This window comes from Romboutsia sp. 1001713B170207_170306_H8, assembly GCF_015550495.1.
In the GTDB taxonomy this organism is placed as follows: Bacteria; Bacillota; Clostridia; order Peptostreptococcales; family Peptostreptococcaceae; genus Romboutsia_E.
In genome coordinates this window covers 245,889-257,998 of sequence record NZ_JADNAX010000004.1, presented here as the reverse complement: position 1 = coordinate 257,998, position 12,110 = coordinate 245,889, and the positions used below count along the sequence as shown (strand labels likewise).

At 28.7% G+C, this 12,110-nt stretch carries 10 protein-coding genes, 1 tRNA gene, 1 rRNA gene and 1 riboswitch; all 12 genes read left to right on the top strand.

Annotated features, from left to right (window positions below):
* Positions 1-206 precede the first annotated feature (206 nt).
* Positions 207-280: transfer RNA gene (locus I2A66_RS10655), tRNA-Gly, on the top strand.
* 11 nt (positions 281-291) lie between these two features.
* Positions 292-408, top strand: a 5S ribosomal RNA gene (rrf, locus tag I2A66_RS10650).
* 214 nt (positions 409-622) lie between these two features.
* Positions 623-1,567, top strand: coding sequence for an AAA family ATPase (locus tag I2A66_RS10645; RefSeq protein ID WP_122639382.1), 945 nt, complete (start codon positions 623-625; stop codon positions 1,565-1,567).
* A gap of 15 nt (positions 1,568-1,582) precedes the next feature.
* Positions 1,583-3,355 (top strand): nitric oxide reductase activation-like protein, encoded by a 1,773-nt coding sequence (locus I2A66_RS10640; protein ID WP_147516345.1) that lies wholly within the window; start codon positions 1,583-1,585, stop codon positions 3,353-3,355.
* Between the two features lie 62 nt (positions 3,356-3,417).
* Positions 3,418-3,606: riboswitch (cobalamin riboswitch) on the top strand.
* A 123-nt stretch (positions 3,607-3,729) separates the two neighbouring features.
* Complete coding sequence (gene cbiQ, locus I2A66_RS10635; RefSeq protein WP_122639380.1) at positions 3,730-4,419, top strand: cobalt ECF transporter T component CbiQ; 690 nt, start codon at positions 3,730-3,732, stop codon at positions 4,417-4,419.
* 1 nt (position 4,420) lies between these two features.
* Entirely contained in the window at positions 4,421-5,239 is an 819-nt protein-coding gene (locus tag I2A66_RS10630) for an energy-coupling factor ABC transporter ATP-binding protein (protein ID WP_122639379.1), read from the top strand.
* A 159-nt stretch (positions 5,240-5,398) separates the two neighbouring features.
* Complete coding sequence (locus I2A66_RS10625; RefSeq protein ID WP_122639378.1) at positions 5,399-6,415, top strand: BMP family lipoprotein; 1,017 nt, start codon at positions 5,399-5,401, stop codon at positions 6,413-6,415.
* Between the two features lie 236 nt (positions 6,416-6,651).
* On the top strand, positions 6,652-8,286 hold the full coding sequence (locus tag I2A66_RS10620) for an ABC transporter substrate-binding protein (RefSeq protein WP_195251593.1): 1,635 nt from the start codon (positions 6,652-6,654) through the stop codon (positions 8,284-8,286).
* Between the two features lie 79 nt (positions 8,287-8,365).
* Positions 8,366-9,358, top strand: a complete 993-nt coding sequence (locus I2A66_RS10615) for an ABC transporter permease (protein ID WP_122639376.1) — start codon at positions 8,366-8,368, stop codon at positions 9,356-9,358.
* Positions 9,358-10,227, top strand: coding sequence for an ABC transporter permease (locus I2A66_RS10610; RefSeq protein ID WP_147516348.1), 870 nt, complete (start codon positions 9,358-9,360; stop codon positions 10,225-10,227). The genes I2A66_RS10615 and I2A66_RS10610 overlap by 1 nt, the downstream gene beginning before the upstream one ends.
* An 8-nt stretch (positions 10,228-10,235) precedes the next feature.
* A complete protein-coding gene (locus I2A66_RS10605) occupies positions 10,236-11,171 on the top strand; it encodes an ABC transporter ATP-binding protein (protein ID WP_122639374.1) in 936 nt (311 codons plus the stop codon).
* Positions 11,161-11,994, top strand: a complete 834-nt coding sequence (locus I2A66_RS10600; protein ID WP_122639373.1) for an ABC transporter ATP-binding protein — start codon at positions 11,161-11,163, stop codon at positions 11,992-11,994. Before I2A66_RS10605 ends, I2A66_RS10600 begins: the two co-directional genes overlap by 11 nt.
* Positions 11,995-12,110 lie beyond the last annotated feature (116 nt).

Genomic DNA, 12,110 nt, shown 5'->3' with positions numbered 1-12,110 from the left:
TGATAGGTCGAAGGTGTAAGTGCAGTAATGTATTTAGCTTATCGATACTAATAGGTCGAGGACTTGACCAAAATAAACCTAAAGGTTTATATCGCCAACCAAATCATTATTAAAAGAATTTATAAGGTAGATTTCGGTTGCTAAAAATATTAAATGATAAATCAATAAATGATATGTAGTTTTTAGAGTATTAACTCTAAATATATGCGGGTGTAGCTCAATGGTAGAGTTCCGGCCTTCCAAGCCGGCTGTGAGGGTTCGATCCCCTTCACCCGCTCCAAATAAAGATTATGTGGTTATTATAGCAAAGAGGATACACCTGTTCCCATTCCGAACACAGAAGTTAAGCTCTTTAGCGCTGATGGTACTCGGAGGGCAACCTCCCGGGAGAGTAAGACGTAGCCACGTGATCTTTTTTTTTATAAAAATTTAGATTTTACTTCTTTTAATTTATATTAAATAATTAAATTTATTAATAGAAATTAAAAATTTTGAGTTTACATTATACAAAAAAACTACCTAATATTAATAACTTTTTTTATTAAGAAAGTATTAATATTAGGTAGTTTTTTTATGTTAATATTAATATAGAATCTATTAACTACTAAGGGGGATTGCAGTAATGGATATTATAAAAAATTTAAGGAATCAGGGGATAAGTGATAGCTTAATAAATGATATACTATATTTTAGAAAATATTATAGTATAGATAAAGATTTGCAATATAGAGTAAGTAAATCTAAGACATATTTTTATGGAAAAGAAATATTATCTATGTGTATATCGGCTATTTTGGAGGGAGAAAATATACTTCTATCCGGTCCAAAAGCAACTGGAAAAAACTTATTAGCAGACAATCTATCTGAGTTATTTAACAGACCACAATGGAATACATCTTTTAATATAAATACAGATAGTTCAACTTTAATTGGCACAGATACATTTATAGATAATGAAGTAAAGTTAAGAAGAGGATCAGTATATGAGTGTGCTGTTCATGGTGGATTTGGTATTTTTGATGAAATAAATATGGCAAAAAATGATGCTATAGTAGTTTTACATTCAGCATTAGATTATAGAAGAATAATAGATGTCCCAGGATATGAAAGAATAAGTTTGCATCCAGCAACAAGATTTATAGGAACAATGAACTATGAATATGCAGGGACTAAAGAATTAAATGAGGCTTTGGTTTCTAGGTTTATGGTAATTGATATACCTTCTGTAAAAGAAGATAAATTAAACTTAATTTTATCTAATGAATTTCCAGATGCAGATGAGGATAAATTAAATCAATTTATAGGATTATTTTTAGATTTGCAGTTAAAATCTCAAAATGGAGAAATATCTACAAAATCTATAGATTTAAGAGGATTAATAGGATCATTAAAAGTCATAAGAAGAGGCCTTTCTCCATTAGAGGCAATCAATATGGGAATGGTAAGTAAAAGCTTTGATGTATATGAAAAAGAAATTGTTGGAGATGTCATTAGAACTAGAATACCAGAAAAATGGACTAGCGAAGATATATTTTCAAATAAACAAGTACATAAATTTAATGAGTAATATTTAGGTGATACTATGAAATGGGTATATAGTGATTATGATTTAGATAATAGAGTTAATAATATTGCTTGGACTATAAGTGGAAATTATAATGAACATATTGAAGTTTTAGAAAAAAATTACTCTTCAAAAGATGTATCTTTATATTTGGGAATTATGGCTGGAGCTAGAAGAAAGTATGTAGATTGGAATATAGTGAAGAAGTATTTATCTAATAGAGTTAATAAAGGATATAATAAAGATACTTTATTAACTCTATTACAAGTAGTTTTAAATAACTTAGTAGAATCTAAGGTTATAAAGGATAGGCCTGGAATTGAAGATATAAGATCAAAGGCATATAAAGATATAATTAATGAATTTAATACAATATATAAAAATGATATTTTACAAAAAATTAAGTATATATTTATTTTAGAAGGTATAGGAAAACATCCTTTTGTAGATGGGTTAAGTAGAAGAATTATAAATGATATTAAAAATATAAACCTAGGTAATGAATTAGTAGAAATATTAAAAGATATAGATAAACTTTATATAAGATATTTTAATGAAATAAAACAAGATTTAAAATTAAGTGAATGTAGCCAAGATATAGACTTCAAAGATGTAGATATAGATTTTGATACATTTTCAGATTTTATGTATGATGAATTATATAGTGATGAGGAAGATTCTATAGAAAATGAACTTAACTCAATATCTTCTTCTATGCTAGTTGAAAGTATAGGGGAAAGGAAAGTTAATAGTGAGAAAAGTTCACTTAATAGAGTTATATATATCGATGAGGAAACTGCTAATAAAATTTATGATAAAATAGAATATTACTATGGAAAATCGTATTTAAATAAAAGTGAAATAAAAAGAATAGAAGTTAAAAATTGTAGAAATGTACATGAGGGATGTAGGGTGCATTTTACAGAAGGAGTTTTAAGATCAGAATGTAAAAATGTTTTTCAAGTTAAATATGTTACAAGACATAAAGAAAATAATTTGAAAAAGTACAGAGAAAATATAAGAGTGTATAAAAGAAGTATAAATAGATTAAAAGAAAATTTAATGAGGATACTTGTAGAAGAAAATATTACAGATAGAATTTATTCAGATTACGGGACTATTGATGCAAAAAGGGCATGGAGGGTTGGAAGAAGTAATAATACTAAAATATTTTATAGAAATATAGAAAACAAAAAAGGAAGATATGTAATTGACATATTGTTAGACTCAAGTGGTTCACAAAGTAGAAATCAGTATCAAGTTGCAATACAAGCATACATAATCTCTAGTGCTCTTACACTGGCAGGTATACCTAATAGAGTTAGCGCATTTTCTAGCTTTTTAGATTATACAATTTTAAAAAGGTTTAGAGATTATAACGACTCTATAGATAAAAATGATAATATATTTGAGTATTTTTGTTCTGGTAACAATAGAGATGGTCTTGCTATAAAATCTGTATGTGAAGGTTTATTAGAAAGGGAAGAAGAAAATAAAATTTTAATAGTACTAAGTGATGGAAAACCTAATGATGTTAAATTTGGTTCAAGTAAAGAACGAAGTATAAGAGGTGAAATATCTTATAAAGGTAAAATAGCTGTAAATGATACTGCTAAAGAAGTAAGAATTGCTAGACAAAATGAAATTTTAGTCTTAGGAGTATTTACAGGTAAAGAAAATGAAATTGATGCAGAAAAATTAATCTATGGAAAAGATTTTATATATACTAGAGACATAGAAAAATTCTCAGATATTGTTTCAAATTATTTAAAAAAAATTATAGAAAATTAAAAATATAAAAAAGGAATATAAATTATAATATAGAAATAGATATTAGTACAAAGATGTAAATTAAATAAAAAAGTATCAATAGGTTCTAACATGAATTAGATTAATAGGGAAAGAGGTGAAATTCCTCTACAGCCCCCGCTACTGTAAGGTGGACGAAACTTTTAAAAACCACTGTGGTATTAGTTACTATGGGAAGGAGAAGGAGTAGAATGAAGCTAAGTCAGGAGACCTGCCTATGATATTTTAAAATAACTTTTTCGGGGAGGAAAAGATTATGGTGAATCACATATCAGGTGATTTTATTATGAGATTAAAGCCTAACCAAATAGTTAGGCTTTTTTTATTTATAATATATACAGAAGGAAGATATTAATATGATAATAATTGATAAATATGCTTATTCAAATAAATTAATACATACAAATCCAAATATAAGATTTGCAGTAGGTATAATTTTTTTATTAGGATCTATGTTAATAAAAAATTTAATTATTTTATCACTTATTATTTTATTAATGAGTGTAATAATAGTTGGAATTGCTAAAATCGATATAAAGGGTTATATAAAGCTCTTGAAGATACCAATGATATTTTTAATTATGAGTATAACTACGACTCTTATAAATATATCTAATGATCCAAACTTACTAATTAAAAGCTTTTGTATATGTAGCAATTATATAGGTATTTCTAAAGAATCACTAAATATATCACTTCAAATATTATTTAGAGCAATGTCATGTTTGACTTGTGTTTATTTTATAATATTAACGATACCATTTAATCAACTTTTATTTATATTTAAAAGTTTACATATGCCAACTATAATTTTAGAGTTATCAATGTTAATTTATAGATTTATATTTATATTTTTAGAAGAAGTATCAGATATACGTAAGTCTCAGGAGTTAAGATTTGGATATACAAACCTAAAGACATCTTATAAGTCTTTTGGGCTTTTGGGAAATTTATTATATAAGAGAATGATGATTAGATATGAAGAGATGTGTATATCGTTAGACATGAAATTATATGATGATAGATTCTATATAGTAGGAGAATAGTATGTTTAAAATAAATAACTTAACTTATAAGTATGAAAAGGATAAACTAGCTTTATCAAATATAAATATGGATTTTGATAAAGGAGATATAATAGGGATAATAGGTAGCAATGGTTCTGGAAAATCCACATTATTTATGAATATGATGGGTATTTTAAAGCCAGATTTAGGAACTATATTATTTAAAAATGATATTATTAAATATAACAAAAAGTATCTATATGATTTAAGAAAAGAAGTAGGGATAGTGTTTCAAGATCCTGAAAAACAAATATTTTACTCTATGGTTTATGATGATATAGCATTTGCTTTACGAAATTTAGGTATAAAAGAAAGTATCATAAAAGAAAGAATAACTAAAGCACTTGAATCAGTAAATGGATTACATCTTATTGATAGACCTGTACACTTTTTAAGCTATGGACAGAAAAAAAGGGTAGCTATAGCATCTGTTATAGCTATGGAAAATAAAATGGTACTTTTAGATGAGCCAACTGCAGGATTAGATCCAATTAGTACTAGAGCTATAGTTGATATTATAAATAATTTAAAAAAGAAAGGTATAAAAATTGTTATTTCTAGTCATGATATGAATTTAATATATGAAATCTGTGACTATATATATGTTTTAAATCAAGGTGAAATAATTAGCGAAGGTAGAACAGATACTGTTTTTAATGATGAAAAAAAGATATTAAGAGCAGGTTTAGAGTTACCTTGGTTAGTAAAGCTTCATAATAACTTAGATTTACCATTATTTAGGACTGAAGAAGAGTTATATAAGTTTTGGAGTAAGTCTAAAGTAATAGTAAATCCTTAATTAGCCCTCAACCTATTTTATATAGATTAAATAAATAACCCTTAACCAAATTTGATGGTACCCTAGAATTCCTCCAAAGTTCTAGGGATATTTTGTATTTACAAGTGTATATACACTTGGTAAAATATAACATATAAACTGGGGTTTAGGAGGAATACTATGAAGAAAAAAATGAAATTATTATTTTTAATAATGCTAAGCGTAGTCTTTACTTTTGGGGTAATAGGATGTAATTCAACAAATAGTAATGATGCAGAGGCAGAAAGTACATATGAGTTTAAAATTGGTATTGTTCTTGGAGAAGGTGGTGCAAATGATCAAAGCTTCAATCAATCATCACTAGAAGGATTTGATAAAGCAAAAGAGAATCTAGGGGTTATAGGAAATTATTTAGAAGCAAACCAAGAGGCAGATTATAAGCCTAATATAGAGACATTTATAGACCAAGATGTAGACCTAGTGATAGGTGTAGGTTATACTACAGCAAAAGCTATGTTAGAAGCCGCTCAAATATATGAAGATAGAAACTTTGTAATTATAGATCATAATTATGAAGAGGAAGGAAAGGAAATTCCTCAAAATATGGCTTGTGTAACTTTTGATGAAAGAGAAGTTGCTTATTTAGTTGGATTAATAGCTAGCAATATGACGGAAACTAATAAAGTTGGTTTTATAGGTGGTATGAAAGATCCTAATATAACTAGATTTGAAGAAGGATTTAAAAAGGGTGTTAAAGATGGCAAAGAAGGAGTAGACTTACTATCTCAATATGCAAATTCATACGACGATGCTAGTTTGGGTAAATCTATAGCAAATCAGATGTATTCTAAAAATATAGATATTATATTTTCAGCTGCAGGAAATGTTGGTACAGGAGCTATAGAGTCAGCTAAAGAACAAAATAAGTATGCAATAGGTGTTGATATGGATCAAAATAGTTTAGCTCCAAATAATGTAATAACCTCAGCAATGAAAAGAGTCGACATAGGTGTATATGATATAATAGAGCAAGCTAAAGAAGGTAAGTTTAAAGGTGGACAAGTTACTGTATATGGATTAAAAGAAGGTGGGGTTGGAATAGCACCTACTACAGATATTAATGTACCAAGTGAGGTATTAGATATAATAAAAGAGCAACAAGATAGAATTGTAAATGGGGAGATTAAAATCAACTAGAGTATTTGTCGATATTTAAGACAAAATGTACCACGATATAAATTGACAATATTTTGACATGTGTGCCATAATTTAAGTATAAAATAAGTTCTTCTATGAAAGAAGAAGTAATAAATTAGAACCATGAAGGTTTTTATATGTAAAAGTAATTTTATGTGAGGATACATAATTTTATTAAAATACATATAAAAGCCTTTTTTTATGGAGAAATGTATCTATTATAAGGGGGAGTAAAAATGATACTAAAAAAATTAAGAAAATCTATTTCATTAATGTTAGTTTTATCACTTACAACAATATCTTTAGTAGGATGTTCTAATACTGATTCAAAGAATAATGATTCATCTAAAGCTAGTGCAGTAAGTGAAAGAAAGTCTAATAATGAGCTTGTAGTTGCAGTAGCAAGTGAGCCAGAAGCTGGGTTTGATGCTACAACAGGCGGACATGGTTCTATGACAAAAGTATTTTTTAGTACTTTATTTAAAAGAGATAAAGAATTAGGAATAGAAAATGATATAGCTACAGGATATGAAGTGTCTGAAGATAGATTAACATGGATAGTGAAAATAAGGGATGATGTTAAATTTACTGATGGGGAATCTTTAACAAGTGAAGATGTTGTTTATACATATGAAACTGCGAAAGAGAGTGGTTCTGAAATAGATTTAACAATGCTAGAAAGTGTAACAGCTATAGATGAGAATACAATAGAGTTTAAACTTACTAAACCACAGTCAACATTTATTGAAAAATTAGCGTATTTAGGAATTGTTCCCAAACATGCTCATAATGAAAATTTCGCAGACAATCCAATTGGATCTGGACCATTTAAATTTGTACAATGGGATAAAGGTCAACAAGTTATAGCAGAAAAAAATGAAGATTATTATGGTGATGCTGCAGGCATAGATAAACTTACTATGGTGTTTTTAGATACTGATGCTGCTTATGCAGCGGTAAAATCAGGAGATGTTGATATGGCATCTATAACAGGATCTTTAGCAAGTGAAAAAGTTGATGGTACAAAAATTGTTGATTTAGATACAATAGAAACTTTTGGTGTAGAATTCCCTATGCAAAAAAGTGGAGAAAAAGATAATGATGGGAACTCTATAGGAAATGATGTAACAAGTGATGAAGCAATAAGAAAAGCTTTAAATATAGCTGTAGATAGAGACGAGATAGTTGAAGGTGTACTAGAAGGATATGGGACACCATCAACTACAGGACTTGAAAAAATGCCTTGGTTAAATGAAGAAACTATAATAAAAGAAGATGGAAATATAGATGAAGCTAAAGAAATATTAAAGAACGCAGGTTGGGAGGATACAAATTCAGATGGAACTATAGATAAAGATGGTTTAGAAGCAGAATTTAAGTTATTATATACTGATGGTAAATATAGACAGGAACTTGGCTTAGCATTTGTTGAAGTAGCAAAAGAATTAGGAATTAAAGTTAGTTTAGAAGTTAAGACTTGGGATAATATAGTAGATGAAATACATTCAGAAGCAGTTCTATTTGGATTTGGATCAGGAGATCCATCAGAATTATACAACCTATATAGTAGTAAAGCATCTGGGGGAGGAATACCTTGGGATAATGCAGGTTACTACAAAAATGAAACTGTCGATAGTTATATAGATCAGGCTATTGATAGTGAAAATGAAGAAGAGGCTTTAGAGTTTTGGAAAAAAGCTCAATGGGATGGTTCTACAGGATTTTCTAATAAAGGGGATGCTACTTATGCTTGGCTTGTAAATGTTAATCATATATATATAATGAGCGAAGATTTAGATATAGGAACTCCAGTTGCTCAACCACATGGTGGAAGAATATTTGATAATGTAACTGAGTGGAGTTGGAAATAAATTATTAAGGTAGGACATTCTCTATATGAGGATGTCCTCTTGTGCACTAATGAACTATATTCAAGGAAGGAATTTATATATGAAAAATAGAAAAAATCTAGCCATATATATATTAAAAAAGTTAGCAAGATTAGCATCGCTTTTAATTGCTTTATGTATAATAACATTTGCATTGATGGAATATTCTCCAATAGATCCAGTTACAGCATATGTAGGTGCAGATACAAAGGTAAGCTTAGAGCAGCGTGAAAATATAGCTGAACATTGGGGTCTAAATAAACCACCAGTAGAAAAATTTATGTCATGGTTTAAATCTATGATTAAAGGTGATTGGGGTACATCTATGATATATAGAAGAGCTGTAGTAGATGTTATAGGAGAAAGGTTTATTGCATCATTGGCGCTTATGTTATTAGCTTGGGTTATATCAGGACTATTAGGATTTATTATGGGAATAATATCAGGAATTAATGAAGGAAAATTTATAGATAAAGTAATTAGGTCCTACTGCTATGTTTTAATTTCTACACCTACATTTTGGTTAGGAATATTGTTTATTATGATATTCGCAGTAAAGTTAAAATGGTTCCCTGTAGGTCTTGGAGTGCCAATAGGAGTATTATCAGAAGAAGTAACATTTAAAAGTATGATAAATCATCTTGTATTGCCAGCACTGACACTAAGTATAATAGGTGTTGCGAATATATGTCTTCATACTAGAGAAAAAGTTATAGAAATATTAGAAAGTGACTATATACTTTTTGCAAAAGCACGTGGAGAAAGTAAGAAAAGTATTGTTTTTAATCATGTTATAAAAAATGTTTCACTACCAGCTATAACATTACAATTTTTATCATTTAGTGAACTATTTGCAGGAGCAGTTTTTGCAGAGCAAGTATTTTCATACCCTGGTCTTGGTCAAGCCACTGTTCAAGCAGGATTAAAAGGAGACTTACCATTGCTAATGGGTATAGTCATAATAAGTTTAGTATTTGTATATACAGGAAACTTAATAGCTGATATTTTATATAAGGTTATAGATCCAAGAATAAGGGAGGGACAAGAAATATAATGAATGAGGCTCGAAATGTATATATTGATAATAATAAAAGGTCCCAAATTAGTTTTGGAATAAGGGAAAAAACATTAATTTCTATAGGTATTTTTACTATATTTTTAGGAAGTATAATTATATTTGGAAGTTTAATAACAGAGGAACAAATATCTATAAATCTCCTTAACAAGAATCAAGCGCCTAGTTTAGAATTCTTATTTGGTACTGATTGGGTAGGAAGAAATATGCTATATAGAACTATTAAGGGATTAAGTTTAAGTATGAAAATAGGGTTATTATCATCATTTATAAGTGGATTAATAGCATTAACATTAGGTGTAATTGGAGCTACCTTAGGAAACACTGTAGATTCATTTATAAGTTGGTTCATAGATTTAGTATTATCAGTTCCTCATACATTAATAGTAATACTAATATCTATATCAGTTGGTGGAGGATTAAAGGGGGTAATCTTAGGTGTATCACTTACTCATTGGCCATCTTTAACTAGAGTAATAAGAGCAGAAGTTATTCAAATAAAACAATCAGATTACGCAAAGATATCTAGAAACTTTGGCAAGTCTAATTTATATATAGCTACTAATCATATATTACCACATATAATTCCACAATTGCTTGTAGGTATAGTATTAGTATTTCCACATGCAGTTTTACATGAAGCATCTATTACATTTTTAGGGTTTGGGTTACCACCTCACGAACCTGCAATTGGTATTATCTTATCTGAAGCAATGAAATACTTAAGTAGTGGTAGATGGTGGTTAGCATTTTTCCCAGGTTTAAGTTTGGTAATAGTTTCGCTTATGGTAGACAATATAGGGAAAAAATTTAGCCAATTAATAAATCCAAAAACAGCATATAAATAGGAGGGAATATGAAAAAGGAACCAATATTAAAAGTTAAAGATTTAGGAGTTTCTTTTTCTCAATATACAAAAGGATTAAGAAGAAGAAATTTAAAAGTAATAACTAATCTGGATGTAGAATTGTGTGAAGGAGAAATATTAGCTGTAGTGGGATCAAGTGGTTCTGGAAAGAGCTTATTAGCACATGCTATACTTGGTATACTTCCAAATAATGCTACTACAGAGGGAGCTGTAATATATAATGGTAAAGAATTAAGCCAAATAGATAAAGAGAGATTAAGAGGGAATGAAATAGTTTTAATACCTCAATCAGTAAACTATTTAGACCCATTAATGAAAGTATCTAAGCAGGTAAAAATATCTATAAAAGATAAAAAAAACTCAAATAAAATTCAAAGAAAAGTATTTGAAAAGTATGGTTTAGATAAAAGGGTGGATAACTATTATCCATTTCAGTTATCCGGAGGAATGGCTAGAAAGGTGCTTTTATCAACAGCATTGGTATCTGATACAAAAGTAATAATTGCTGATGAACCAACACCGGGTTTAGATGAAAAATCTCTTAATGAAGCTTTACAAGACTTTAGAGAGATTGCTAATAGTGGATGTGCAGTGCTTATGATAACCCATGATATAGAAGCTGCTCTTAAGATTGCTGATAAAATTGCTATATTTTATGCAGGGACTACTTTAGAAATAGCTAGTGTGAAAGATTTTGAAAATAAAGGAGAAAATCTTAGACACCCATATACAAAGGCTCTTTATGAGGCTTTGCCTCAAAGTGGATTTAAGCCAATAAGGGGAAATCAGCCTTTGCCAAATGAATTACCAAAGGGGTGTTTATTTTATGATAGATGTGATAAATCATCTTCTGATTGTAAAATGATAAGACCGAGTTCAAAAGAGGTTAGAAACGGGATGGTGAGATGTTTATATGCAACTTAGAGCTAAAGGGATAAACTTTAAGTATAGTAATGATAGATATATATTAAAAGATATAGATTTTGAAATAAAAAGCGGAGAAATAGTAGGGTTAGTTGCTCCAAGTGGATTTGGAAAAACTACATTAGCAAAAATATTATCAGGTTATCAAAAGCCTGAAAGTGGAAGTGTAGTAATTGATGGTTATGAAAAGAAAAATAAAAAAGAGTATAATCCTGTTCAATTAATATTTCAGCATCCAGAAAAATCAGTAAATCCTAAGTGGAAGATGAGCAAGATAATAAATGAGGCATTTAAACCATCTAAAGAACTAATCCAGGCTATGGGTATTAAAGATGAATGGTTAAATAGATGGCCAAGTGAATTATCAGGAGGAGAACTACAAAGGTTTTGCGTACTGAGAGCTTTATCGAAGGATACTAAATTTTTAATAGCAGATGAAATGACAACTATGCTTGATGCAATAACTCAAGCTCAAATATGGAATGTAGTAATTGAACATGTGAAGAAATATAATATAGGGATGATAGTTATAAGTCATGAAAAAGCATTAGTAGATAGAATTTGTACAAGAGTAGTAGATTTAACTAAGTTTGCAATGCATCATGATATATATGAAAATGGATATTATAGTAATAAAAAAGAACATAAAAAACATAATCATAATCATACACATATACATAATCATGAGCATCTTCATGATCATATAGAAGGTATCGGACATGACCATAATCATGATAATGGGTTGACAGGAAGTCATATACATGAACATTTTCACGTACATGACCATGAACACGATAAAAATCATGAACATGTTAAAAGTTAAATAAAATAATATAATAAAAAGCTATGATTTATAATAAAACTTTTATAAATTATAGCTTTTTATTGTATTCTAAATAACTTTTTATTTTAGAAGAAGTAGATATTGGAGATGATTAT

Excerpts from the sequence above, each read along its gene's own strand:
- I2A66_RS10645 (WP_122639382.1), top strand. The coding sequence starts at position 623 with ATGGATATTATAAAAAATTTAAGGAATCAGGGGATAAGTGATAGCTTA.
- I2A66_RS10640 (WP_147516345.1), top strand. The coding sequence starts at position 1,583 with ATGAAATGGGTATATAGTGATTATGATTTAGATAATAGAGTTAATAAT.
- cbiQ (WP_122639380.1), top strand. The coding sequence starts at position 3,730 with ATGATAATAATTGATAAATATGCTTATTCAAATAAATTAATACATACA.
- I2A66_RS10630 (WP_122639379.1), top strand. The coding sequence starts at position 4,421 with ATGTTTAAAATAAATAACTTAACTTATAAGTATGAAAAGGATAAACTA.
- I2A66_RS10625 (WP_122639378.1), top strand. The coding sequence starts at position 5,399 with ATGAAGAAAAAAATGAAATTATTATTTTTAATAATGCTAAGCGTAGTC.
- I2A66_RS10620 (WP_195251593.1), top strand. The coding sequence starts at position 6,652 with ATGATACTAAAAAAATTAAGAAAATCTATTTCATTAATGTTAGTTTTA.
- I2A66_RS10615 (WP_122639376.1), top strand. The coding sequence starts at position 8,366 with ATGAAAAATAGAAAAAATCTAGCCATATATATATTAAAAAAGTTAGCA.
- I2A66_RS10610 (WP_147516348.1), top strand. The coding sequence starts at position 9,358 with ATGAATGAGGCTCGAAATGTATATATTGATAATAATAAAAGGTCCCAA.
- I2A66_RS10605 (WP_122639374.1), top strand. The coding sequence starts at position 10,236 with ATGAAAAAGGAACCAATATTAAAAGTTAAAGATTTAGGAGTTTCTTTT.
- I2A66_RS10600 (WP_122639373.1), top strand. The coding sequence starts at position 11,161 with ATGCAACTTAGAGCTAAAGGGATAAACTTTAAGTATAGTAATGATAGA.